At 63.3% G+C, this 23,559-nt stretch carries 20 protein-coding genes; 10 read left to right on the forward strand and 10 right to left on the reverse strand.

The features are described 5' to 3' along the window. Window positions 1–125: 125 nt before the first annotated feature. The 3 genes from HNP46_RS30595 to HNP46_RS30605 form a co-directional block, all read right to left on the reverse strand. On the reverse strand, window positions 126–320 hold the full coding sequence (locus HNP46_RS30595) for a hypothetical protein (protein WP_184596629.1): 195 nt from the start codon (window positions 318–320) through the stop codon (window positions 126–128). Between the two features lie 243 nt (window positions 321–563). Next, the gene (locus HNP46_RS30600) at window positions 564–917 is read right to left on the reverse strand and encodes a hypothetical protein (protein ID WP_184596631.1); all 354 of its coding nucleotides are present in this window, start codon (window positions 915–917) and stop codon (window positions 564–566) included. A gap of 359 nt (window positions 918–1,276) precedes the next feature. Further along, entirely contained in the window at window positions 1,277–1,498 is a 222-nt protein-coding gene (locus tag HNP46_RS30605) for a DUF1654 domain-containing protein (RefSeq protein ID WP_184596633.1), read from the reverse strand. Between the two features lie 357 nt (window positions 1,499–1,855). Between HNP46_RS30605 and ycaC the strand changes: the two genes are divergently transcribed. Next, entirely contained in the window at window positions 1,856–2,485 is a 630-nt protein-coding gene (ycaC, locus tag HNP46_RS30610) for an isochorismate family cysteine hydrolase YcaC (RefSeq protein WP_184596635.1), read from the forward strand. Between the two features lie 1,423 nt (window positions 2,486–3,908). Here the strand turns inward: ycaC and HNP46_RS30615 are convergent. From HNP46_RS30615 to HNP46_RS30630, 4 genes are all read right to left on the reverse strand, one after another. After that, a complete protein-coding gene (locus HNP46_RS30615) occupies window positions 3,909–4,376 on the reverse strand; it encodes a BRO-N domain-containing protein (RefSeq protein ID WP_184596637.1) in 468 nt (155 codons plus the stop codon). Window positions 4,377–4,833: 457 nt separating this feature from the next. Beyond that, window positions 4,834–5,718: a hypothetical protein gene (locus HNP46_RS30620; protein WP_184596639.1), complete on the reverse strand. Its 885-nt coding sequence runs from the start codon at window positions 5,716–5,718 to the stop codon at window positions 4,834–4,836. Between the two features lie 128 nt (window positions 5,719–5,846). Next, window positions 5,847–7,094: a ribonucleotide-diphosphate reductase subunit beta gene (locus HNP46_RS30625; RefSeq protein WP_081518061.1), complete on the reverse strand. Its 1,248-nt coding sequence runs from the start codon at window positions 7,092–7,094 to the stop codon at window positions 5,847–5,849. Between the two features lie 332 nt (window positions 7,095–7,426). Further along, entirely contained in the window at window positions 7,427–10,315 is a 2,889-nt protein-coding gene (locus HNP46_RS30630; protein ID WP_184596641.1) for a ribonucleoside-diphosphate reductase subunit alpha, read from the reverse strand. Between the two features lie 783 nt (window positions 10,316–11,098). Between HNP46_RS30630 and HNP46_RS30635 the strand changes: the two genes are divergently transcribed. The 6 genes from HNP46_RS30635 (at window position 11,099) to modC (ending at window position 17,011) form a co-directional block, all read left to right on the forward strand. Further along, the gene (locus HNP46_RS30635) at window positions 11,099–11,803 is read left to right on the forward strand and encodes a response regulator (RefSeq protein ID WP_184596643.1); all 705 of its coding nucleotides are present in this window, start codon (window positions 11,099–11,101) and stop codon (window positions 11,801–11,803) included. A gap of 12 nt (window positions 11,804–11,815) precedes the next feature. Next, the gene (locus HNP46_RS30640) at window positions 11,816–12,361 is read left to right on the forward strand and encodes a GNAT family N-acetyltransferase (protein WP_221455174.1); all 546 of its coding nucleotides are present in this window, start codon (window positions 11,816–11,818) and stop codon (window positions 12,359–12,361) included. Between the two features lie 226 nt (window positions 12,362–12,587). Continuing rightward, window positions 12,588–14,213 carry an ATP-binding protein gene (locus tag HNP46_RS30645; RefSeq protein ID WP_221455175.1) on the forward strand — a complete coding sequence of 542 codons (1,626 nt, stop codon included), beginning with the start codon at window positions 12,588–12,590 and terminating at the stop codon, window positions 14,211–14,213. 233 nt (window positions 14,214–14,446) lie between these two features. Then, window positions 14,447–15,202 carry a molybdate ABC transporter substrate-binding protein gene (gene modA / locus HNP46_RS30650; protein ID WP_184596647.1) on the forward strand — a complete coding sequence of 252 codons (756 nt, stop codon included), beginning with the start codon at window positions 14,447–14,449 and terminating at the stop codon, window positions 15,200–15,202. Between the two features lie 17 nt (window positions 15,203–15,219). Further along, window positions 15,220–15,900 (forward strand): molybdate ABC transporter permease subunit, encoded by a 681-nt coding sequence (gene modB / locus HNP46_RS30655; protein WP_138526086.1) that lies wholly within the window; start codon window positions 15,220–15,222, stop codon window positions 15,898–15,900. Window positions 15,901–15,907: 7 nt separating this feature from the next. Further along, complete coding sequence (gene modC / locus HNP46_RS30660) at window positions 15,908–17,011, forward strand: molybdenum ABC transporter ATP-binding protein (protein WP_184596649.1); 1,104 nt, start codon at window positions 15,908–15,910, stop codon at window positions 17,009–17,011. A 183-nt stretch (window positions 17,012–17,194) separates the two neighbouring features. Here the strand turns inward: modC and HNP46_RS30665 are convergent, their stop codons facing one another. The 3 genes from HNP46_RS30665 to HNP46_RS30675 form a co-directional block, all read right to left on the reverse strand. Beyond that, window positions 17,195–18,568 (reverse strand): OprD family porin, encoded by a 1,374-nt coding sequence (locus tag HNP46_RS30665; protein ID WP_184596651.1) that lies wholly within the window; start codon window positions 18,566–18,568, stop codon window positions 17,195–17,197. A gap of 222 nt (window positions 18,569–18,790) precedes the next feature. Beyond that, window positions 18,791–19,501 (reverse strand): 4'-phosphopantetheinyl transferase family protein, encoded by a 711-nt coding sequence (locus tag HNP46_RS30670; protein ID WP_184596653.1) that lies wholly within the window; start codon window positions 19,499–19,501, stop codon window positions 18,791–18,793. Window positions 19,502–19,740: 239 nt separating this feature from the next. After that, the gene (locus HNP46_RS30675; protein ID WP_184596655.1) at window positions 19,741–20,541 is read right to left on the reverse strand and encodes a dienelactone hydrolase family protein; all 801 of its coding nucleotides are present in this window, start codon (window positions 20,539–20,541) and stop codon (window positions 19,741–19,743) included. A 206-nt stretch (window positions 20,542–20,747) separates the two neighbouring features. Here HNP46_RS30675 and HNP46_RS30680 point away from each other — a divergent pair, with 206 nt between their 5' ends. The 3 genes from HNP46_RS30680 (at window position 20,748) to HNP46_RS30690 (ending at window position 23,550) form a co-directional block, all read left to right on the forward strand. Further along, window positions 20,748–21,419 (forward strand): polysaccharide lyase family 7 protein, encoded by a 672-nt coding sequence (locus HNP46_RS30680; RefSeq protein WP_184596657.1) that lies wholly within the window; start codon window positions 20,748–20,750, stop codon window positions 21,417–21,419. Further along, the gene (locus HNP46_RS30685; RefSeq protein WP_184596659.1) at window positions 21,416–22,624 is read left to right on the forward strand and encodes a lytic murein transglycosylase; all 1,209 of its coding nucleotides are present in this window, start codon (window positions 21,416–21,418) and stop codon (window positions 22,622–22,624) included. The genes HNP46_RS30680 and HNP46_RS30685 overlap by 4 nt, the downstream gene beginning before the upstream one ends. A 314-nt stretch (window positions 22,625–22,938) precedes the next feature. Further along, entirely contained in the window at window positions 22,939–23,550 is a 612-nt protein-coding gene (locus HNP46_RS30690; protein ID WP_184596661.1) for an outer membrane beta-barrel protein, read from the forward strand. Window positions 23,551–23,559: the final 9 nt, after the last annotated feature.

Below are 23,559 nucleotides of genomic sequence, written 5' to 3' on the forward strand. Positions count from 1 at the left end.
ACATAGTGGCGCGCCACCTCTAGCTTGAACTTCCCATCATGCCTTGCCATGTGGACCCCTCAGAGTTGGTGTCCAACATCTGGGGGTCAGTTCAGTGAAGGGGGCTTTCCTGAGGCAGCGCAGACTTATGCCAGCGCTTTGAGGTGCCGCCCCGGCTGCAGGGCCAGAAGGGCTTGCTGCATCAGCGGATCATCGTCGAACCAGCCCTTGGCAGACAGGCCGAATCGGCTTTCCAGCATGGCGCAGATCGCCTCGGCGGCGCTGGCGCGGTCTTCGTTGGCTTCGCGAATTACTTTTTCTATTTCTTTTCGCAGTTTCATCGTGTCGTGCCTATGGGTAATGAGAACCCCATCCCTGGGCGCTTGGCGGTTTCCGCTCACTACCTGTCGAGGCGCGGTGGGCGGTAGTCGCGGTTGGCTCCCTTATATTCTGTTTTTGTTGCACGAGTGTTCCTACTTTTGAGTAGGAAAAAATTTGATGATGAGCTTGTGCGCGGCGTCTCGGATTTCACCTGTCTCAGGAGCGAGCGCCCGCATTTTGTGGCGCTGCTTCTCGTAAACCGATCAGCCCTCCGGCAACTCCCGGCCGTGGCGTTTGCCCAGCGCGGTCACATAGTCCACGTCCTCATCGCACAGCTGATAGCCCGCCATGTAAGCCGTCATGTCGAATTGGGTGCCGCTCACCTGGGCCTGGCTGTAGGCCGTTTCGTCGTAGGCGGGGAGCTTGTAATGGCTGAGGAATTCGTTGATCAGCGCCGTGCGCTGGGCGTCGCCGACGCTGTAGCCGCCGTCGTAGAACAGCCGGTCGATACAGGTGACGGCGCCCTGGTGGCGCGATTGCGCTTCGTCCAGTTCCAGGGCGTGGGCGCTGCCGGCCAAAGCCAGGCCGAGGGCGAGCAGGGTGGTGCGCAGGTGCATGGGCAGACTCCGTTCTACTGGGTTGAGGATGGCGGCGTTGATCCAGCGCCGTCTCTGGTTGAGCAACGACTGATTCAGCAACGAAAGCACCCCGCACACGGGCGAGGTTCTTCGTTCATCGAGCAGGGTTCAGCGCCGGCAGCGAGCGCTGCCGAGGGCGTTCAGCAGTGGGGCGGGGAGTGGTTGAAACGCGAGGCGCACGCTTCGCTGCATCGCGAGTGCGAGCTTGCGCGTGAAGCCGCTGCAGGTCTGGCTGTGCCATGGCGTTTCGTCCCTGAAATCCCGGTGGTTCCTGCGGGATTCTGCCTGGGGATATGGCAAGCGGCTACTACGCAATCCACAAATTTTCAGCGTGGCCGTCAATCCAGCCAGCTGTGCCACGCCAGGCGAATGGCGCCGTCCTGCAGGGGCAGCAGGGTGAGGTTCGGGGTCTGGCGCAGGTCGGTGACCAGCTGGCTCCAGGCGGCCGAATCGTCGCTGGGCTCGCGGCGCAGGGTGATGCCGAGGTTCTTCAGGGTGGTAGGGTCTGCCAGCAGGGCGTTCACGCGGGCGGACAGCTGATTGTAGGTAGCGGCGTGCATGGGAGGCCTCCGGTTCGGGGTGGATAGAAAATACTGTATGTAAATACAGTATTTCTTGTAAAGGCCTGCATGACCATCGGTAGGCGGATTTCTGAAGGACGTGAATCCGCAGGGTTCTGCGACGGCGTTCTGAGTAACGGGTGGCGTTTGTTCGTGGGTGCAGGCAGTGGGACCGTGGGTTGGCGGGTTCGTCTGTAGCTATCGTTCTGAAAATGGAACGCTAGAAGCGATTTTTGCCGTCTGGTGGAGGAAGGGTGTCGAAATTAATCTCTCTTCCCATGCAGTGACGCACTGCAAACAAGTCCAAAACCTTCCCGGCCCAGCCGGTCCCACTGAAAGCAAATCGAGGATTTCACCATGACCAACGCCACCTACAACCGCCTGGACAAAGACAACGCCGCCGTACTGCTGGTCGACCACCAGGCCGGTCTGCTCTCGCTGGTGCGCGACATCGATCCGGACAAGTTCAAGAACAACGTGCTGGCGCTGGGCGACCTCGCCAAGTTCTTCAACCTGCCGACCATTCTCACCACCAGCTTCGAAACCGGCCCCAACGGCCCGCTGGTCCCCGAGCTGAAAGAGCAGTTCCCGGACGCGCCGTACATCGCCCGCCCTGGCCAGATCAACGCCTGGGACAACGAAGACTTCGTGAAAGCGGTGAAGGCCACCGGCAAGAAGCAACTGATCATCGCCGGCGTGGTGACCGAGGTGTGCGTGGCGTTCCCGGCGCTGTCGGCCCTGGCGGAAGGCTTCGATGTGTTCGTGGTGGCGGATGCCTCCGGCACCTTCAACGAGATGACCCGCGACGCGGCCTGGCGCCGGATGGAAGCGGCCGGTGCGCAGCTGATGACCTGGTTCGGCGTGGCCTGTGAGCTGCACCGCGACTGGCGCAACGATATCGAAGGGCTGGCGGCGCTGTGCTCGAACCACATCCCGGACTATCGCAACCTGATGACCAGCTACAACGCGCTCACCGCTGGTAAGTAAGCGTTCGCTGAAATGAAAACCGGAGCCTCCCGTGGGGCTCCGGTTTTTGTGCTTTTCGTAGGACCGAGGGGGACGCCCAGTCCTTGCTCGCGAACCACTGCGCGGCGGGATTCGCTGTCACCGGTAAATGCCTTTGCCCCATGCCGGCGTAGGAGCGGACTACGTTCGCAATGTGCCTGCCTCGCGCCGGGTTTACTGTGCGGCTCCGGCGTGTGCGCTGGGCGGGCTTTTGGTGGGGCGGAGCTTCTCCGCGAATGCTCTAGCTTGGGTGTTTCTGCGCCGCTTCGGCGTGCGCGCGGACTTCCTGTTTCGCCCCCTCGGGCGAGTCCCTTTTGTCAAACGCCACAAAAGGAACCAAAAGGTCTTGCCCCGGACATCCGGTTTTTCGCTTAGGCGAAAAATACCCTCGTTGAAGCGCAGTTTCAGGGGCCCGCCGCGAAGGGCCATCCCTGGCCCATCGCGGCTCTCGCGACATCCATGTCGCTCAACCCCTGAAACTCCGCTTCAACGAGGCCTCCTGAACGGGGCGTTCGGAGTGCGCGGGTGTTTCTCTGGAAGACTTTCAGAGCCAGAGCCAGAGCCAGAGCCAGAGCCAGAGCCAGAGCCAGAGCCAAAGCCAAACCGGTGCCGCGTCTTCCTCGTAGGAGCGGACTCCGTCCGCGATCAGAATCCCACCCCGCATCGATATCTCACCGGAGCACGAACGTAGGATGGGTCGGGCGGCGTTCCGCGAGCTTGCGATACCCATGCTGTTCTCACGCGGGAATCGATGGGTATCGCAAGCGCCACGCCGCAAGATCCAAGCGTTCGCCGGGAGTGCCGGCAGAGTGCGGTTCGCGAGCAAGCTCGCTCCTACAATTGCGCGCTGTGCATCGGCGTTCCCTGGGCAGACCGAATGCCGCCGCGAGGGATTTCGCGGACAAGGTCCGCTCCTACGGAAACACCGCACCACGCCGCGCCACAGTGCGCGCCCTTGCTCCTGCTCTTGCCCTTAAGGTCTTCCAGCGAAACATCCACACGCGCTGAAGTGCCCCTTTCAGGAGGCCGAAGGTGAACGGAGTTTCAGGGGGAGAGCGGCATGGATGCCGCGCAAGCCGCGACTGGCCAGGGATGGCCCTTCGCGGCGGCCCCCTGAAACTCCGAGGAACCGAGGGTACTTTTCGCGAAGCGAAAAGCCGGATGGCAGGGGCGAAGACCTTTGCCCACTTTGGGTCTTTCCAAAGTGGGTCGCCCGAGGGGGCGAAACACGATGCCCGCGCGCACGCCGAAGCGACGCTGGAATACCCAAGCCAACGCAGCAGGCCGGAGCGAAAGAAAGCACCGGCCCTGCCGGCGGATCGCGGACAGAGTCCGCTCCTACGGGAACGCCCGCGTGTCGACGGGGGAGAGCAGAGCGATGGGTATCGCTCCGCTCCACACCATCCTACGTCGTGCTTTCCTGCTCGACGCTCAGCTCGGGCCAGCTGCGGAACGGCACCCAGACCACGCCCTGCCATTTCAATACCGATAACGTCGTCGTCCCCCTCAGGATTTCCCGCCTCGGTTCACCGGCATCCATCCGATGCTGGTCCCGCAACGTCGGAATCACATGCTGCGACAACCATTGCCGGACGCTGCGATTCTCCGGATGGAAGTAGTGAATCAGCGCCGCATACACCGCCGACTCGCTGATCAGCAGCTCATCGAGGTAATCGCCGCTGCCATCGCGCATCCAGGCGCGGCGGAACTGGTCGTCGTCGAGGTTGCGTTCCACGCGCTCGGCCAGGTAGGGCGAACCGATCAGCCGGCCCAGGTCGTGGGCGCAGAACCAGCATTGGTCTTCCAGCAGCACGGCGCGCAGCAGGCGCTTGTGGCGGATGAATTCGGTAGGGATCAGGAACTCTTCAGACATGGCGCACCTCCGCGAAGGAGGAAGAAGAGGGCGGGTACAGCGAAGCGTCTTCGGGGCGAAGGCTGGGGGTGACAGGCATTTCCATTACCTCTACTTGAATTGACCAGCTTTCTTAGGGCTGGGGAGTCGGGAGCTAAGAAACCCCAAGTAGAGGGCCGGACGTATTCCCCTTTCGGGTCTTGTATTAGCCCACTCCCGACATAGCAGAGGTTTTTCGAGGACGAATGAATCCAGCGTGCTCGAAAAAGCCGCTTAACTTTCGGGAGCGGTCAGGCCGCTACTTGAGGCGTTTCTTAGGCGCCGGGCGAGAGGGTAGGGGCTTGGTTGGCTCGGGTCAACCGTGTGTGCATCTGAAGTGATTCTGCCTAGGTGTCCGAGCACTAGGTCGAGGCTGAACTGGATGGCTGCTCGATCAGGTAACGCTTGAAGTGAATTTCTAAAGCGTATCAGCCATGGCCTATTTACTTTCTGTGCGAGGAAGGCGAGATGTGATCTCTAGTAGTAATTTTTTGTATGAATTAAAAACTTCTATAGTTTTTTTGATCTCGGTGTCAATTGTTAGAAGTGTTTCCGAAGGATTTAGTGGGCTGGTCCCCCCTATTCCGTAGGTTACAGATTTTTTGCTAGGGTCTTCTAGCACTAAATAGCTTCCATCTTGCTGTTCTGATCTGTAAGTTGAGTTCGTGATTTCTCTAGTGACGAAATTTGTTTCGCCTATCTCGATTCGTGGGGAAATTCCATGGCTGGCCAGATTTCGGAAGTTATAGGTTTTCTTTTTATAGTTGTTATCGTCAAGCCTGCTGAGGCTGGTTAGAAAGCCTTGAGCTTCTTTCCAGTTTCCCACCATTCCTAATCTCTTTAGTTGCTTTTCTCTATCTGGGCGGGTAAGGAATCCGCGTTTGTCTGAATCGAGTTTGTCTTCATACTTTTCGATAAGTTGAAGGTTGGCTTGATGTAGTGCAGTTGTGGCAATGGTTCCAAATCTATCTCTTGTGGCACTTGGTTGTAGTAAACAGTATTGAGATAAGCTTTCTATATAAATGTTTCTGATAGTCCAGGCGTCTTTGAGTTTGAAGGAGGATATTGCACGCTCCCAGCATTTCCAATGTTTTTCTGTGTTATACCATTGGTGGATTTTGTTGATCGCCTCTTTGAGGTCTCCAGAGATGCTTATCTCCATGAGTGGTATGTGCCACTCGTGCTCTTTAATTGCTTCGCATATTTCATATTGGAGGGGGTAGAATTCTTCGTGCTTGAATTTATCCATCTCGTCGAGAAACTTATCGTTCGCCCTTTCAAGTAATGATCTTTGGCTCTTTGATTTTGGGTATTTACATCTCATGTTTGAGTTCTCCATAAAAAAGCCCCGCACTAGGCGGGGCTCTTCGCTTTCTAATCACTGCCCCAACATTCCATTTCGGGTTACAGCGTTTCTAATGGTCTTGACTTGCGGTCTTTCTACTACTTCCGTCAGTCCCAGCTCAGCGCGCCGCCGGTCTGGTACTCGATCACGCGGGTCTCGAAGAAGTTCTTCTCTTTCTTCAAGTCCATGATTTCGCTCATCCACGGGAACGGGTTGCTGGTGCCCGGGTATTCTTCTTTGAGGCCGATCTGGGTCAGGCGGCGGTTGGCGATGAACTTGAGGTAGTCCTCCATCATCGCGGCGTTCATGCCCAGTACGCCACGCGGCATGGTGTCGCGAGCGTATTCGATCTCCAGCTGGGTGCCCTGGAGGATCATCTGGGTGGCCTCGTCCTTCATCTGGGCATCCCACAGGTGCGGGTTTTCGATCTTGATCTGGTTGATCACGTCGATGCCGAAGTTCAGGTGCATGGATTCGTCGCGCAGGATGTACTGGAACTGCTCGGCGGTGCCGGTCATCTTGTTGCGGCGGCCCATGGAGAGGATCTGGGTGAAGCCGCAGTAGAAGAAGATGCCTTCCAGAACGCAGTAGTAGGCGATCAGGTTGCGCAGGAACTGGCGGTCGGTCTCAGGCGTTCCGGTTTCGAACTTCGGATCGGAGATCGAGCGGGTGTACTTCAGGCCCCAGGAGGCTTTCTTCGCGACCGAAGGAATCTCGTGGTACATGTTGAAGATTTCGCCCTCGTCCATGCCCAGCGACTCGATGCAGTACTGGTAGGCGTGGGTGTGGATCGCTTCTTCGAAGGCCTGGCGCAGGATGTACTGGCGGCACTCGGGGTTGGTGATCAGGCGGTAGACGGCCAGCACCAGGTTGTTGGCGACCAGGGAGTCGGCGGTGGAGAAGAAGCCGAGGTTGCGCATGACGATGCGGCGCTCGTCTTCACTGAGGCCGTCCTTGCTCTTCCACAGGGCAATGTCGGCGTTCATGTTCACTTCCTGGGGCATCCAGTGGTTGGCGCAACCATCCAGATACTTCTGCCAGGCCCAGTCGTACTTGAAGGGTACGAGCTGGTTGAGGTCGGCGCGGGCGTTGATCATCTGCTTGTCGCCGACCTGTACGCGGGCGGCGGAGCCTTCGAGATCGTCCAGGCCTTCCTGGATGTCCAGGGCGTCGAGGGCCTGCTTGGCGCGGGCGACGGCGTCGGAGTCGTCGGCGGATACGGCGCGCGCTTCTTCGACGGAGCCGGCGGCGTCGGCGTCGAGTTTGTCAGCGTTCTGCGCGGCGGCCTGGGCGACGGCCGGTGCGGCCTTGGCTTCGGTGGCGTCTTCTTTGTCGAATTCGTCCCAGCTCAGCATGGGTCCTCTCCTGTTCTGGATGGCCGTTCTGTAGCGGCCTGATGTCTGGTGGCGTGTGGTGCACGCTAAGAGCTTGTGCGTCTTCCTTCCTGCGCGGTGCGCGGCGGAGGAGGCTGTTGTTCGTCAGGGAGGAGGGGCCTTGAAGGGCCCCTCACCCTAGCCCTCTCCCAGGGGGAGAGGGGACTGTGAAGCTGCGGAGTTCTGGCGGTGCCTCGGAGCGAGGCCGCGCTAGGCGCCTGGTAGGTCGGAGCCCCTGAGCGTACGACTGTACGTGATGGGGGCCGACCTGCCGGGCAACGACGCGCGGACCGTTCCGAGGACCGCTTGCCCCCTTACTGGCAGGCTTCGCAGTCCGGGTTGTCGATGGAGCAGGCCTGAGGGACCGGAGCCGGCTGCGGTTCGGCAGCGGCGGCTTGCAGGCCGTCGTTGCCACCGGCCGACACGGCGTTGAGCTTGCCGGTGTTGATGGTGGACTTCTCGGTGCTGGTGGCGGCCAGGGCGCGGAGGTAGTAGGTGGTTTTCAGGCCACGGAACCACGCCATGCGGTAGGTCACGTCCAGCTTCTTGCCCGAGGCGCCGGCGATGTAGAGGTTCAGCGACTGGGCCTGATCGATCCACTTCTGGCGGCGGCTGGCGGCGTCGACGATCCACTTGGTCTCGACTTCGAAGGCGGTGGCGTACAGGTCTTTCAGGTCTTGCGGGATGCGCTCGATCTGCTGCACGGAGCCGTCGTAGTACTTCAGGTCGTTGACCATGACCGGGTCCCACAGGCCGCGCACTTTCAGGTCGCGAACCAGGTAGGGGTTGATCACGGTGAACTCGCCGGAGAGGTTCGATTTCACGTACAGGTTCTGGTAGGTCGGCTCGATGGACTGCGATACGCCGGTGATGTTGGCGATGGTCGCGGTCGGCGCGATGGCCATGATGTTCGAGTTACGGATGCCTTTCTGTACGCGGGCACGGACCGGAGCCCAGTCGAGGGATTCGGTGAGGTCGACGTCGATGTACTTCTGGCCACGGGCTTCGATGAGGATCTGCTGGGAGTCCAGCGGCAGGATGCCCTTGGACCACAGGGAGCCGTCGAAGGTCTCGTAGGCGCCACGCTCGTCGGCCAGGTCACAGGAAGCCTGGATGGCGAAGTAGCTCACCGCTTCCATGGACTTGTCGGCGAACTCGATGGCCGCGTCGGAGCCGTAGGCGATGTGCTGCAGGTACAGCGCGTCCTGGAAGCCCATGATGCCGAGGCCGACCGGACGGTGCTTGAGGTTCGAGTTGCGAGCCTGCGGGACCGAGTAGTAGTTGATGTCGATAACGTTATCGAGCATGCGCACGGCGGTCTTCACGGTCTTCTCGAGCTTGGCGGTGTCCAGCTTGCCGTCGACGATGTGGTTGACCAGGTTGATCGAGCCCAGGTTGCAGACCGCGATCTCGTCCTTGTTGGTGTTCAGGGTGATCTCGGTGCACAGGTTCGAGCTGTGCACCACGCCCACGTGCTGCTGCGGGCTGCGCAGGTTGCACGGGTCCTTGAAGGTCAGCCACGGGTGGCCGGTCTCGAAGAGCATGGAGAGCATCTTGCGCCACAGGTCCTTGGCCTGGACGACCTTGAACACCTTGATCTTGTTGTACTCGGTCAGGGCTTCGTAATACTCGTAGCGCTCTTCGAAGGCCTTGCCGGTCAGATCGTGCAGGTCCGGTACCTCGGACGGGGAGAACAGGGTCCACTTGCCGTCGTCGAAGACGCGCTTCATGAACAGGTCCGGAATCCAGTTCGCGGTGTTCATGTCGTGGGTGCGGCGACGGTCGTCACCGGTGTTCTTGCGCAGCTCGAGGAATTCCTCGATGTCCAGGTGCCAGGTTTCCAGGTAGGCGCAGACGGCGCCCTTGCGCTTGCCACCCTGGTTGACGGCGACGGCGGTGTCGTTCACTACCTTGAGGAACGGAACCACGCCCTGGGACTTGCCGTTGGTGCCCTTGATGTAGGAGCCCAGCGCGCGGACCGGAGTCCAGTCGTTGCCCAGGCCGCCAGCAAACTTGGACAGCATGGCGTTGTCGTGGATGGCGTTGTAGATGCCCGACAGGTCGTCCGGAACGGTGGTCAGGTAGCAGCTGGAGAGCTGCGGACGCAGGGTGCCGGCGTTGAACAGGGTCGGGGTGGACGACATGTAGTCGAACGAGGAGAGCAGGTTGTAGAACTCGATGGCGCGAGCTTCACGGTCCTTCTCTTCGATGGCCAGGCCCATGGCCACGCGCATGAAGAAGACCTGCGGCAGTTCGAAACGGATGCCGTCCTTGTGGATGAAGTAGCGGTCGTACAGGGTCTGCAGGCCGAGGTAGGTGAACTGCTGGTCGCGCTCATGGTTGATCGCGGCGCCCAGTTTGGCCAGGTCGTACTCTTTGAGCTTGCTGTCGATCAGCTCGAACTCGGAGCCTTTCTCGACGTAGGCGGCCAGGGCCTTGGCGTACAGGTCGGCCATCTCGTGGTGAGTGGCGCTGTCGGCCACGCCGAGGAAGCCCAGGGCTTCGGCGCGCAGGGTGTCCATCAGCAGGCGGGCGGTGACGTAGGAGTAGTTCGGCTCGCGCTCGACCAGGGTACGGGCAGTCATCACCAGGGCGGTGTTGACGTCCTTCTCGGCGACGCCGTCGTACAGGTTCTTCAGGGTCTCGCGTTCGATCAGCGCGCCATCGACTTCGGCCAGGCCTTCGCAGGCTTCGCGGATGATGGTCTGCAGGCGGCCCATGTCCAGCGGCTGGGTGCTGCCGTCGGCCTTGGTGATGCGGATGCTCGGGTGCGGCTGGGCGATGTCGCTGGCGACGCCTGCGGTCTTGCGCTCGTTGGCACGGGCTTCGCGGTAGATCACGTAGTCGCGGGCGACTTTCTGCTCGCCGGCGCGCATCAGGGACAGTTCGACCTGGTCCTGGATCTCTTCGATGTGGATGGTGCCACCGGAGGGCATGCGGCGCTTGAAGGTCGCGGTGACCTGTTCGGTCAGGCGGCGCACGGTCTCATGGATGCGCGACGAGGCGGCGGCGGTGCCGCCTTCCACGGCGAGGAACGCCTTGGTGATGGCTACGGTGATCTTGTCATCGGTGTAGGGAACTACAGTGCCGTTGCGCTTGATCACGCGCAGCTGGCCGGGCGCGGTGGCAGCCAGATCCTGAGCGGATTCGGCGGCCTGCGGCGCGTTGGCCTGCGGGTTCTCGCGAGTGGTGTCGATTTGCATGGGTGGTGTTCTCCACGTTCTCGTAATTGGTGTGTTGCGTGGTGCCCGGGGGCACCGTCCCGAAAATAAAGAGCGAAAAGAGCGAAAGCCCGCGGCAGGACCGCAAGCTGGAATTCATCTGGAACAGGGGGAATGACCCGAAGCGCCTCCCTGGCCCGACTCGGGTGCCGGCTTTACGGGCCGGGACCACAATACCTAGTGGTGTTGAACGTTACGTTGCAACACCCGTACCGCATTTCCATCGACATGAATCGCTCCTTGCGGGCAGGGCCGCCTGGCACATCAGACCGTCTGGAATACGTTGTGGTGGAACCGGAGGAGCCGTGGAACGGGCTCGGGATTTCGACTTTCTTCTTGTGTCCGGTTCATCGCCGCAACCCCAAGATGTAGGGGTATGCCGCAACGGGGATACAAGATAATGCGCTATGGGGGTGTTTGCAAGGCGGGCGGCGGGGGAAAAGCTGTGGATAAAATGTGCATGGAATGTGGGTGAAGCGGGGTAACTCGCGCTATCCCTGATGTTGTCTGCCTTTCACCGTTCGTCGTGGTTGGTGAGAGATTTTTCTGACGCATCGGAGGCGCTGTGTGGGAAGGAACACTACCACAATATGTAGTGTTTCTGCTGCAGCAGGTATTGACCTTTGCGCGCAATGCCTGCTTACGCCGCTGGCGTGCGATGGCGCGGGCAATCTGGCTACAATGCCGGCCGCTTTTGCGGGCTCTGCCAGCAGGCTCTCTATAGTAGGCAGGCCCGCGCTCGCTCATGGCGCATCAGGAGGCAAGGTGGAACAAGAAGCGCGCATTCTCATCGTCGAGGACGACCAGCGACTGGCCGAACTGACCCAGGACTACCTGGAGAGCAACGGCCTGGCGGTGTCCATCGAGTCCCATGGTGGCAGGGCGGTGGAGCGGGTGCTGGCCGAGCGGCCGGACCTGGTGGTGCTCGACCTGATGCTGCCGGGGGAGGATGGACTGTCCATCTGCAGACGTTTGCGCCCCGATTACGACGGGCCGATCCTGATGCTCACCGCGCGCACCGACGATATGGATCAGGTGCAGGGCCTGGAGATGGGCGCCGACGACTACGTGTGCAAACCGGTGCGCCCGCGCGTGCTGCTGGCGCGCATCCGTGCCCTTCTGCGCCGCAGTGAGCCGGCCGAAGCCGTGCCGGTGGCAGGCGGCAAGCGCCTGACCTTCGGCAAGCTGGTGATCGACAACGCCATGCGCGAGGCCTGGCTGGACGAGCAGACCATCGAGCTGACCAGCGCCGAGTTCGACCTGCTCTGGCTGCTGGCGGCCAACGCCGGGCGCATCCTCTCCCGCGAGGAAATCTTCAACTCCCTGCGCGGCATCGAGTACGACGGCCAGGACCGTTCCATCGACGTGCGCATCTCGCGCATCCGCCCGAAGATCGGCGACGACCCGATGCACCCGCGCCTGATCAAGACGGTGCGCAGCAAGGGCTACCTGTTCGTCGGCGAGCTCTGAGTTGTGAGCGCCGTGCGACCTTTCCCCGAGCTGCACGGCGAACGCTTCCGTCTGCGCGCCTTCACCGATGCCGACCAGCCGACGGTATTCCGTGCGCTGTCGCATCCCGAGGTGATCCGCTACTACGGCGTCTCCTACGCGACGCTGGAGGCCACCCGCGAGCAGATGGAGTGGTTCGAGCGCATCCATGAAGAGGGCAGCGGCATCTGGTGGGCGATCTGCCGTCCGGAAGCGCCCGAGGCGATCCTCGGCGGCTGCGGCTTCAACAACTGGCAACAGGAGCATCGGCGCCTGGAGCTGGGCTACTGGCTGTTGCCGGAGCACTGGGGGCAGGGGGTGATGAGCGAATGCCTGCCGCTGATCTTCCGCCACGCCTTCCGCGAAATGAACGTGCACCGCATCGAGGCCGAGGTGGAGACGGAGAACCTTGCCAGCGGCCGCCTGCTGCTGCGCCAGGGGTTCACGCTGGAAGGCCGGCGTCGCGAGTGCGAGGTGAAGGACGGCGCGTTCCTCAGTCTGGATTACTACGGGTTGCTCAATTCGGCGGAGGTCGGGTGAGTTCGGCGCAGGGGCTGGCCCTCACCCCAGCCCTCTCCCGGGGGGAGAGGGGGCCGACCGTGCCGTGCGCCGGTTCGGCGTTGTCCTGTGGTGATCGACGCCAATCGAATCGTTCGTCTTTAACGGCATGCTTCGCGCACACGCCGAACAGTCCCCTCTCCCTCCGGGAGAGGGCTAGGGTGAGGGGGCTCCCAGCCTGCACCGCGCCAGTCCGGAACCACCACCCATGAAATCCATCTTCCTGCGCATCTACGGCGGCATGCTGTTGACCCTGGTGGCGGTCGCCGCGTTGGCGGTACTGACGCTGCACCTGGTCAACGACGTGCGCGGCGAGCGCTACCGCGAGGACCTGGCGCGCGGCACCTTCCGCCTGATGGCCGATGAGCTGCTGCCCATGAGCGAGGTGGATCGCAAGCGCGCGCTGAGCCAGTGGAGTCGCCTGCTGGGCATCCCGCTCAAACTCACCGGCCTGGACTCGCTGGGTATGGAAGGGCGAAGCCGGGCGCGGCTGATGAACGATCAGGTGGTGGTGCAGGCCAGGGCGCCCCATGAAGTGCAGGTGATGACCCAGGTGAGCGCGGCGGAAGGGCTGATCCTCACCGGCGAGGTGGAGCAGGTCAGCGAGCAGCTGGCGCGCGCCACCATCTACCTGCTGATGGACGAGCTCAAGCGTTACCCGGCCAGCGAGCAGCCCTATCACCTGGCGCGCATCGTCCGCGACAAGCGCTTCGGTTTCGAGGTGCACCTGCTGCGCCTGAAGGAGGTCGACCTCGACGACGACCAGAGCCGCCGGGTGGAGGAGGGCGACACGGTGATGGCGCTGGGCAAGGGCGGCGATTCCATTCGCGTGCTTTCGGGCATTCTCGACACGCCCTGGGTGCTGGAGCTGGGGCCGATCTACCAGATGAACCCGTACCCGCCGCAGTTGCTGACGATCATCGTGGTGGTGGCGTTGACGCTGATCGGGCTCACGCTCTATCTGCTGATCAGCGGCCTGGAGCAGCGTCTGCGCAGCCTCGAATCCGCCGCCACGCGCATTGCCCGCGGCAGCCTGGACACCCGTGTGGAAGTGCGCGGCGCCGACTCGGTGGGGCGGCTCGCCGGGGCTTTCAACCACATGGCTGAGCAGTTGCACCTGCTGCTGACGGTGCAGCGCGAACTGGTGCGCGCGGTCTCCCACGAGCTGCGCACGCCGGTGGCGCGGCTGCGCTTCGGGCTGGAGATGATCGAGTCCGCCGAGACCGACAAGGCACGGCGCAAGTACATGGAAGGCATGGATGGCGACATCCAGGACCTCGACCAGCTGGTGGACGAGATGCTCACCTACGCGCGGCTGGAGCAGGGCTCGCCAGCGCTGAGCTACCAGCGCATCGAACTGGGTGCGCTGGTGGAGCAGGTGGTGGCGGAGATCGCACCGCTGCGCCGGGAAATCACCGTGACCTGCGAGGCGGGTTCGCTGGTGCCGTTCGACCAGGGCAGCTGGATCGAGGCCGAGCCGCGCTACCTGCATCGTGCCCTGCAGAACCTGATGACCAACGCGTTGCGCTACGCCGAGGGGCGGGTACGGATCAGTTACCGGGTGAGCGTGGACCGCTGCCAGGTGGACGTCGAAGACGACGGCCCCGGAGTGCCGGAAGCGCAGTGGCACCGGCTGTTCCAGCCGTTCTTCCGCGCCGACGACAGCCGCGCGCGGGTCACCGGTGGGCATGGGCTGGGGCTGTCCATCGTGCGGCGGATCATCCACTGGCACGGTGGCCGCGCGCAGATCGCCCGCAGCGAAGTGCTGGGCGGGGCGTGCTTCACTCTGATGTGGCCGCGTCGGCAGGCGCCGAAGGTCGATGACAGTATTTGACCTTGGAGTCAAAAAATGCAGAATGCACCGGTGCCATCACCGGCCGATGGCGCCTTCCGCTGCACCCCGCCGCCGTTCCGCCTGATTGATCTTTCCACCCAGAGCTATATCCCTTGCGGGGTATTGCATAGGTAGCGGTATCGTTATGTAATTTTTGTTATAGCGAACGCATGCAGGCGCTGGTTCTTCTGCCGGTTCGACGCTTGAAAACAACAACCCACTGGAGCATCACGATGAAACATCGCTTCGCAAGCTTGTCCCTGCTGGTCGCTTCCTGCTTCGCCCTGCACTCGGCCCTGGCCGATGAAGTGCAGGTAGCCGTCGCCGCCAACTTCACCGCGCCGATCCAGGCGATCGCCAAGGACTTCGAGAAGGACACCGGCCACAAGCTGGTCGCCGCCTACGGCGCCACCGGCCAGTTCTACACCCAGATCAAGAACGGCGCGCCGTTCGAAGTCTTCCTCGCCGCCGACGACACCACGCCGAAGAAGCTCGAGGAGGAGAAGGAAATCGTCCCCGGCTCGCGCTTCACTTACGCCATCGGCACCCTGGCGCTGTGGTCGGCGAAAGACGGCTACGTCGACGCCAAGGGCGACGTGCTGAAGAAGAACGAGTTCAAGCACCTGTCCATCGCCAACCCGAAAGCTGCGCCCTACGGCCTGGCCGCTACCCAGGTGATCGACAAGCTCGGGCTGAAGGACAAGGTCGCCGGCAAGATCGTCGAAGGCCAGAACATCACCCAGGCCTTCCAGTTCGTCTCCACCGGCAACGCGGAGCTGGGCTTCGTGGCGTTGTCGCAGATCTACAAGGATGGCAAGGTGACCAGCGGCTCCGCCTGGATCGTCCCGGCCGACCTGCATGACCCGATCCGCCAGGATGCGGTGATCCTCAACAAGGGCAAGGACAGTGCCGCTGCCAAGGCGCTGGTCGAGTACCTGAAGGGGCCGAAGGCCGCTGCGGTGATCAAGTCCTACGGTTACGAACTCTAAGTCGTTAAGGAACAGCGATGCCCCTCACGCAGGAGGATTTCCTGGCCATCCGGCTCACCATCGAGCTGGCGGCCCTGAGTACCCTGATCCTCCTGCTGATCGGCACACCGATCGCCTGGTGGCTGTCGCGCACCCGCTCCTGGCTGAAAGGTCCGCTGGGAGCGGTGGTGGCGCTGCCGCTGGTGCTGCCGCCCACGGTGATCGGCTTCTACCTGCTGATCACCATGGGGCCCCACGGCTTCATCGGCCATGCCACCGAGAGCCTGGGCCTGGGGCGCTTGCCGTTCACTTTCGCCGGGCTGGTGGTGGGTTCGGTGTTCTATTCGCTGCCCTTCGTGGTGCAGCCGTTGCAGAACGCGTTCGAGGCCATCGGCAACAAACCGCTGGAGGCCGCCGCGACGCTGCGCGCGAGCCCCCTGGATACCTTCTTTTCGGTGGTCCTGCCGCTGGCGCGGCCGGGCTTCATCACCGCCAGCATCCTCGGCTTCGCCCACACCGTGGGGGAGTTCGGCGTGGTGCTGATGATCGGCGGCAATATTCCGGGCAAGACCCGCGTGGTCTCGGTGCAGATCTTCGATCACGTCGAGGCCATGGAGTACGCCCAGGCGCACTGGCTGGCCGGCGGCATGGTGATCTTCTCCTTCTTCGTGCTGCTGGCGCTTTATGCGAGCCGCCGCAGCCGTTCGGCCTGGGCCTGAGGTGGGCATGTCGCAAGAGCTTCCCGCGCGCGCCATCGAGGCCCGATTCCAGATCGCCTATTCGGGCTTCAGCCTGGACGTTGACCTGCAACTGCCGGGCAAGGGCGTGACCGCGCTGTTCGGCCATTCCGGCTCCGGCAAGACCACCTGCCTGCGCTGCGTGGCGGGCCTTGAGCGCGCGCCGCTCGGCCGGCTGGTGGTCAACGGCGAGGTCTGGCAGGACAGCGCATCCGGCGTGTTCCTGCCGCCGCACAAACGCGCGCTGGGCTATGTGTTCCAGGACGCCAACCTGTTCGAGCACCTTTCGGTGAAGCGCAATCTCACCTATGGCATGCGGCGCGTGCCGCGCGCCGAGCATCGCGTGGAGCTGGAGCAGGCCACCGAGTTGCTCGGCATCGGCCATCTGCTGGAGCGCATGCCGGGGCACTTGTCTGGCGGCGAACGCCAGCGTGTCGGCATGGCCCGCGCGCTGCTGACCAGCCCGCGCCTGTTGTTGATGGACGAGCCACTGGCGGCGCTGGACCTCAAGCGCAAGGCGGAAATCCTGCCCTACCTGGAGCGTCTGCACGACGAGCTGGATATCCCGATTCTCTACGTCAGCCACTCGCCGGACGAAGTGGCGCGGCTGGCCGATCACCTGGTCTTGCTCGACCAGGGCAAGGCGATTGCCAGCGGCCCGGTGATGGAAACCCTGGCGCGCACCGACCTGCCGATCTCCCATCTGGAGGATGCCGGCGTGGTGGTCGATGGCCAGGTGCTGGGACACGACGCCGACTACGGCCTGCTGAGCCTGGCGCTGCCGCACTGCGAGCAGCGCATCCGCCTGGCCCACGCGCCGATGGACAAGGGCAGGGCGCTGCGTATCAAGGTGCAGGCGCGGGACGTCAGCCTGAGCCTGGAGCCGGCGGCCCACAGCAGCATCCTCAACGTGCTGCCGGCCACCGTCGTCGAGATCGTGCCTACCGACAATCCTGCACACCTGCTGGTGAAACTGGACGTGGCCGGCACGCCGTTGCTGGCGCGGATCACCCGCTACTCCCACGACCAGCTCGGGCTGCATGCCGGCCAGGCAGTGTGGGCGCAGATCAAGTCGGTGGCGTTGCTGGCCTGAGTCCGCAGCCGCATTTCGTAGGATGGGTGGAGCGCAGCGATACCCATGCTGCCGGTGCACTGGAACGATGGGTATCGCTGCGCTCCACGCCATCCTACAAGTGCGTCTCGGGTGTCGGCTTTGCCGGTCGACCCGAAAGAAAAAGGGCGGCCATGGGCCGCCCTTTTTCTTTCACTCCACGCCTTACAGCAGCGGAATGGTGTAGCTGACGATCAGGCGGTTCTCGTCCTGGTCGCGTTGGCTCGGTACGCCTGGGGTGGAGGCTGCCGGCAGGCCGCTGCGCATGGCGGCGTTCTTCCAGGCCAGGCCCAGGCCCTTGAAGGTGCCTTCCGGAACGACGTAGCCCAGGGCGATATCGCGTTCCCACTCGCCCTTGTCGCCTTGCTTGGTGTCGATGTTGTCGGCGTTCAGGTAGAGCACGCTGAAGGTCAGGCCCGGTACGCCGAGGTCGGCGAAGTCGTAGGCGTAGCGACCGATCCAGGTGCGCTCGCCGGCGCGGTTGAACTTCAGCAGCTGGGCGTCGGAGATCAGGTAGGTGCTGGTGCCTTCGCCGTCGCCGCGGTTGAGGTAGGGGAAGTCGCTGTCACCGGTCAGCACCTGGTAGCCGGCGCCAAGGCTGTGGCCGCCCAGGGCGTAGGTGAACATGCCGCTGTAGACGTTGTTGTCGACTTCGCCCTTGAGGCTGTTGCCGCCGTAGTAGCCGCTGCTGACGTAGCCGTCGGCACGGCCCGAGGCGCTGCCGTTCTTGCCGTCGGAGTCACTGATGAAGACGCGGATGTCCGACTTCAGGGTGCCCGGGCCGATGCCCCAGTTATGGACGAGGCCGAGGTAGTTCTGCTTGTAGAAGTTGTCCAGCTCGCCGTAGTAGTACGACAGGGTCAGGTTCTTGGTCGCCTTGTAGTCACCGCCGGCGAAGTAGAACTTGTTGCTGTCGCGCGAGGAGGCGCTGCTGCCGTTGGCGCCGGCAATCGACATGCTGCGCCAGTCGGTGGAGTTGCGGCCCTTGGTGTGGGTCAGCTGGCCGCCGGTCAGGGTCAGGCCGTCGATGTCGGTGGAGGTGACCTGGCCACCTTCATAGGTCATCGGCAGCAGGCGGGCGTCGTTGTAGACGACCACCGGCAGCTTGGGCTGCAGGGTGCCGTAGCGGAACTCGGTCTTGGAGATCTTCGCCTTGGCGGTCATACCCAGGCTGCTGAATTCATCGACGGCGCTGCCATCGCTTTCCAGCGGGAAGATGGTGCCCGGCTGGCGATCGATACCGGCCTTGCCGGCCTTGCCGCCGCCGTCCAGGCGCACGCCGAGCAGGCCCAGGGCGTCGACGCCGAAGCCCACGGTGCCTTCGGTGAAGCCGGAGGAATAGTTGAGCATGAAGCCCTGGCCCCATTCTTCCTGCTTGCTGGGCGAGGCGGGGCCATTGCGGTTGTCGGTGTTGATGTAGAAGTTGCGCAGGCTCAGGCTGGCCTTGCTGTCTTCGATGAAGCCGCCGGCGTGGGCCGATTGCGCGATGAGGCCGAGCGAGCTGGCCGCAATGGCGAGCGCCAGGGTGTTTCTGGTCATGTGACGTTTGCTCCGATGGTCATTTCTTTTTGTGGGGACCCCAAGAACCAGACGTTGTCGTTTGGTTGTATAGAATTCTATATACCGATTGGCCTGCTGACGATTCCTCGGAAGGTAAAATCCGAGGCTCAAAAGAGGTACGGGTTCGTCTGGACGGCGTGCATGACGCCAAATTCTGACTTTTAAGTCAAGACTTTCAGCTGTGTCTGTCAGTCGCAGCGGTCAGACGGCAGGGATGGCGATCAGGCTCAGCAGGCGCTCGTCGAACAGGCTGAACTGCCCGCTGATCTCCTTGCCGTGGTGCCACTCCTCCGACAGGTCGGTGAGCAGGCGCAGCTGCGCGTGGCCGCCGGCGGACCAGCTGAGCAGCTCGGCGTGCTCGAAATAGAAGCGCTTGCGCACCAGCGGGAAGAGGGCCTTGAACAGGCTTTCCTTGAGGGAAAAGGTCAGGGTGACCTGCAGCGCCGCCTGCTGTGGATCGAGGCGGGTGAGTTCGTCGGGAGTGAGGATTTCTGCGGCCAGCCGCTCGGCGCGGGCGGTCTCCAGGCGATTCTCCACGTCCAGCCCGAGTCCGCGCCATTGGTTGCTCTGCGCGACGATGGCGGCTGCCCAGCCGTCGCCGTGGGTGATGGAACCGCAGAAGCCGGCCGGCCAGAGCGGTGCGCGCTCTTCATCGGTGCCCGGCACCTGCGCCGGGCCACCGCAGGCCTGCAATGCCTCGCGGGCACAGAGACGCCCGGCGAGGTATTCGGCCTGGCGCTTGGCCACCGAACGCTGGATGTTCGCCGGCGCCTCGACCTGACCCATGGCAAAGTCCCCGGCCCGCAGGCGCTGGCGGTCGAAGCGGGTGCTGCGCAGGTGGCAGCCGGCCAGGGGCGTGGGCAGGGGCCAGTCGGCGTCGAGTGGGGTGCAGAAGTCGGGGAGAGCAGTCATGGGAGCATTCTGCCGCGCCAGAACGTGGCTCACCAGTCACGCGGCACTTACATTCCTTTGCAAACCTTCACCAAAGGCGTACGGATTCGTCCTACAAGCTTTGTCACACTGCGCGCCGCGTTCCCCCAAGGGGACGCAGGTGAGGTTGTTGTTGGAGTGCTGCCACGGTGGGCTCCGACCTTAGACACTTGATTGAGTGCGGGAGCCCGAATGGGCTCCCGTTTTTTATTGCCCGCGATTTATTGCGCGTCGGGTTTGACGTCGAAGATGTCCTTGAAGAACGCCTGCAGATCCGCCCAGGACTTCTGGTCGGCGGTCTTGTCGTAGCCCACGTCCAGTCCGTGGCCCTTGTGCTGGTCGGCGTCGGGATTGGTGAAGCTGTGCTTGGCGCCCGGCTGGATCACCAGCTTGTAGTCGGCCTTGGCGTTGTCCATCTCGGCCTTGAAGGCCGCCACGCTGTCCGCCGGCACCAGGGAATCGGCGGCGCCGTGTTCGACCAGGATCTTCGCCTTGATCTGCCCCGGCTGCGCCGGCGTCTGGGTCGCCAGCACGCCGTGGAAACTGGCCACGCCGGCCAGCGGCAGGCCGGCGCGGGCCATGTCCAGCACCACCTTGCCGCCGAAGCAGTAGCCGATGGCGGCGATCTTGCTCGGGTCGGTCTGCGGCTGTTTCTTCAGCAGGTCGAGGCCGGCCTGGAAGCGCGCCTTGGCAGCGTCGGCGTTCTTCAGCGCCTCGGCCATGAAGGCCTTGGCATCGTTGGGGTGTTCGGTGTGCTTGCCGCCGCCGTACATGTCGATGGCCAGGGCGCTGTAGCCCAGTTCGGCGAGGTCGCGGGCGCGGCGCTTGGCGTAGTCGTTGAGCCCCCAGAACTCGTGGACGACCAGCACGCCGGGACGGATGCCGGACTTGGCGTCGTCGTAGGCGAAGTAGCCGATCATCTTCGTGCCGTCAGCGGATTCGTAGGGGATTTCCTGGGTCTTGATCGCGGCTGAGGCGCCGGTGGCGAAGATGAGCATCAGCAGGGCGGTGAGCAGGCGCATGGGGACTCTCCGTGGCGTTGGCCGTGGCGAAGGCGGATGGCGGAATCCAAGAAGATAGCCGCTGATGCGGAAAACGCCCGTGCAGAGCGCACGCAGCCGCTCAAGGGCGCGGCTGTTGGCGAAAGGGTACGTAGCCTGGCGGATGAAAAGTCCGACAGCCTCGTCTACCCTTGCGCCCATGTCCTGACCCGCGAAGCGATAGGCCGATGTTGGACCTGAGCACCTGGAATCTGACCATTCCCCAGCGCGGCCCGACCGCGACCATCACCACGGCGCAACTGCGCCGCGACTACCAGAGCCCGTATTTCCAGCGCAGCACCGACGGCGTGGTGTTCTGGGTGCCGGTGAACGGCGCCCACACCAGCGGCAGCGAATACCCTCGCACCGAACTGCGCGAGACCCGGACCGACGGGCGCCTGCTGACCTGGCGCTACCCGCTGGCGGATAACCTGATGGTCGCTACCTTGCGTGTGGAAGCGGTGCCGTCCAGTCGACGCATGGTCATCGGGCAAATCCACAGCAATGGCAGCGGCAGCGCCGAAGCCCTGCCGCTGGTCAAGCTGGTCTACCAGCAGCGCCTGGACAAGGCGCGGGTACAGGCGCTGGTTCGCGATCGGCCCGACGACATCACCACGCGCACCTATACCGTCTATGACGGCATTCCCCTGGGCGATACCTTCACCTACCGGCTGGGCGTGTCCAGCAGCGGGGTGCTGAGCGTGCAGGTCGAGGACGGCCAGGTCAGCCAGCAACTGGACACGAAATGGGCCTACCAGGGCCTGTACTTCAAGGCAGGTCTCTACCTGCAGGACAATCGCGGGCCCGCCAGCGAAGGCGGGCGCGCCACCTTCACCGATCTGAGCATTCGACACCAATGAAGACTTCCTCCATCGCGCGCCGCGCGTCCCTGGCCTTGTCCCTGCTGCTGCCGGCAGCGCTGGCCCAGGCCGCACCGGGCGACGATTTCGGCGCCTGCCTGAACCGCCTGCAGGGCGCTGCCCAGGCCAAGGGCGTCAGCGCCGCCAGCTTCGCGCAGTTCACCCAGGGACTGCAGCCTGACATGACGGTGCTGCCACTGCTGGATGCCCAGCCCGAGTTCACCACGCCGATCTGGGACTACCTGGCCGGCCTGGTGGACGACCAGCGCGTCGCCGACGGCAAGGCGCGGATGACCGAGCACGCCGACCTGCTGCGCAAGGTCGCCGCGCGCTACCAGGTCGACCCGGCCACGGTGGTCGCCGTCTGGGGCGTGGAGAGCGACTACGGGCGCATCACCGGCAAGCGTCCGCTGCTGGTGTCGCTGTCGACGCTGTCCTGCTATGGGCGGCGCCAGTCGTTCTTCCAGGGCGAGTTCATCGCCACCCTCAAGCTGCTGCAACAGGGCGATATCCGCGACAGCGGCATCACCGGCTCCTGGGCTGGCGCCTTCGGCCAGACGCAGTTCATGCCCTCGACCTATGCGCGCATCGCCGAGGACTTCGACGGCGACGGCCACCGCGACCTGGTGGGCAGCACTGCCGACGCCCTGGCGTCCACCGCCAACTACCTGCGCAAGGCCGGCTGGCGCGAAGGCCAGCCCTGGGGCTACGAAGTGAAACTGCCGGCGGGCTTCGATGCGTCGCTGGCGGGGCGCACCAAGCGCCGCGCGCTGTCGGACTGGACCAGCCGTGGCGTCAAGCGTATCGACGGCAAGCCGATCCCCAGCATCGATTCCAAGGCCGCCATCCTGCTGCCGGCGGGGGCCAACGGCCCGGCCTTCCTGGTGCTGCGCAACTACGACGCGATCTATTCGTACAACGCCGCGGAAAGCTACGCGCTGGCCATCGCCCTGCTGTCCGACCGCCTGCGCGGCGAGCCGGGCCTGCGTACGCCGTGGCCGACCGATGACCCCGGCCTGAGTCGCGCGCAGCGCAAGGAGCTGCAGGAGCTGCTGATCAAGCGTGGCTACGACATCGGCCAGCCTGACGGCATGATCGGCGACGTGACGCGCAAGGCGATCCAGCAGGAGCAGAACAAGCGCGGAATGAGCCCGGCGGATGGGCGGGCGGGGCAGAAGATTCTCAAGGTCTTGCAGGGCGGCTGAGCGGTCTGACTGGCTTAGGCGGAGCCCCGGTACGTACCGGGGCTTTTCTTTTTTGCGCTGGGGCATCTGTTCGCGAGCAAGCTCGCTCCTACGAAAAACAGTCCGGCAGAGGATGGCGAATGACTGTAGGAGCGAGCTTGCTCGCGAACCCGACGCATGCAGCGGAAACCACAGCAGAGAGGAAAAATCTCGCGAAATACCCTTCAGAAAGATCGTTCAGCTCGGGTTCAGCGGTCCGACAGGTTCCGTTCAGTGCCCCCCTCGTAACCTTCTCTCCGTCAACACATTACTGACCTCAGACGGGAGAAACCCCTATGAAAGCCATGAAGAAAATCGCCCTCGCCACCGCCATCCTCGGTGCCAGCTTCGCCGCTACCGCTGCCAGCGCCGCCGATACCTTCGTCGGGATGACCTGGGGCGAAACCAGCAACAACATCCAGAAATCCGATGCGCTGAACCGCAACCTGAACCATCCCAAGTTCGACAGCGTGATCAACAACAGCGGCACCTGGGGCGTGCGCGCCGGCCAGCAGATGGAGCAGGGTCGCTACTACATCACCTATGAAAACGTCTCCGACACCGAGAAGGGCCTGAAGCTGCGCCAGCAGAATCTGCTCGGCAGCTACGACGCCTTCCTGCCGCTGGGCGACCAGGGCACCAAGCTGTTCGGCGGCGGTACCGCCGGCCTGGTCAAGCTGGAACAGGACTCCAAGGGCTACAGCCGCGACAGCGATGTGGGTTACGCCATCGGCGCCCAAGCCGGTATCCTCCAGGAACTCGGCAAGAACGCATCCGTGGAAGGCGGCTACCGTTACCTGCGTACCAACGCGAGTACCGAGATGAGCCCGCACGGTGGCAGCAAGGTGGGATCCCTTGACCTGCACAGCAGCTCCCAGTTCTACCTGGGTGCCAACTACAAGTTCTGACCGGTAACG

The organism is Pseudomonas nitroreducens (assembly GCF_014204515.1).
In the GTDB taxonomy this organism is placed as follows: domain Bacteria; phylum Pseudomonadota; class Gammaproteobacteria; order Pseudomonadales; family Pseudomonadaceae; genus Pseudomonas; species Pseudomonas nitritireducens_A.

Excerpts from the sequence above, each read along its gene's own strand:
- modB (WP_138526086.1), top strand. The coding sequence starts at position 15,220 with ATGCCCCTCACGCAGGAGGATTTCCTGGCCATCCGGCTCACCATCGAG.
- HNP46_RS30630 (WP_184596641.1), bottom strand. The coding sequence starts at position 10,315 with ATGCAAATCGACACCACTCGCGAGAACCCGCAGGCCAACGCGCCGCAG.
- HNP46_RS30680 (WP_184596657.1), top strand. The coding sequence starts at position 20,748 with ATGTTGGACCTGAGCACCTGGAATCTGACCATTCCCCAGCGCGGCCCG.
- HNP46_RS30670 (WP_184596653.1), bottom strand. The coding sequence starts at position 19,501 with ATGACTGCTCTCCCCGACTTCTGCACCCCACTCGACGCCGACTGGCCC.
- HNP46_RS30605 (WP_184596633.1), bottom strand. The coding sequence starts at position 1,498 with ATGCACGCCGCTACCTACAATCAGCTGTCCGCCCGCGTGAACGCCCTG.
- HNP46_RS30645 (WP_221455175.1), top strand. The coding sequence starts at position 12,588 with ATGAAATCCATCTTCCTGCGCATCTACGGCGGCATGCTGTTGACCCTG.
- HNP46_RS30600 (WP_184596631.1), bottom strand. The coding sequence starts at position 917 with ATGCACCTGCGCACCACCCTGCTCGCCCTCGGCCTGGCTTTGGCCGGC.
- HNP46_RS30665 (WP_184596651.1), bottom strand. The coding sequence starts at position 18,568 with ATGACCAGAAACACCCTGGCGCTCGCCATTGCGGCCAGCTCGCTCGGC.
- HNP46_RS30690 (WP_184596661.1), top strand. The coding sequence starts at position 22,939 with ATGAAAGCCATGAAGAAAATCGCCCTCGCCACCGCCATCCTCGGTGCC.
- HNP46_RS30595 (WP_184596629.1), bottom strand. The coding sequence starts at position 320 with ATGAAACTGCGAAAAGAAATAGAAAAAGTAATTCGCGAAGCCAACGAA.
- modA (WP_184596647.1), top strand. The coding sequence starts at position 14,447 with ATGAAACATCGCTTCGCAAGCTTGTCCCTGCTGGTCGCTTCCTGCTTC.
- HNP46_RS30685 (WP_184596659.1), top strand. The coding sequence starts at position 21,416 with ATGAAGACTTCCTCCATCGCGCGCCGCGCGTCCCTGGCCTTGTCCCTG.
- HNP46_RS30615 (WP_184596637.1), bottom strand. The coding sequence starts at position 4,376 with ATGTCTGAAGAGTTCCTGATCCCTACCGAATTCATCCGCCACAAGCGC.
- HNP46_RS30620 (WP_184596639.1), bottom strand. The coding sequence starts at position 5,718 with ATGAGATGTAAATACCCAAAATCAAAGAGCCAAAGATCATTACTTGAA.
- HNP46_RS30625 (WP_081518061.1), bottom strand. The coding sequence starts at position 7,094 with ATGCTGAGCTGGGACGAATTCGACAAAGAAGACGCCACCGAAGCCAAG.
- ycaC (WP_184596635.1), top strand. The coding sequence starts at position 1,856 with ATGACCAACGCCACCTACAACCGCCTGGACAAAGACAACGCCGCCGTA.
- modC (WP_184596649.1), top strand. The coding sequence starts at position 15,908 with ATGTCGCAAGAGCTTCCCGCGCGCGCCATCGAGGCCCGATTCCAGATC.
- HNP46_RS30675 (WP_184596655.1), bottom strand. The coding sequence starts at position 20,541 with ATGCGCCTGCTCACCGCCCTGCTGATGCTCATCTTCGCCACCGGCGCC.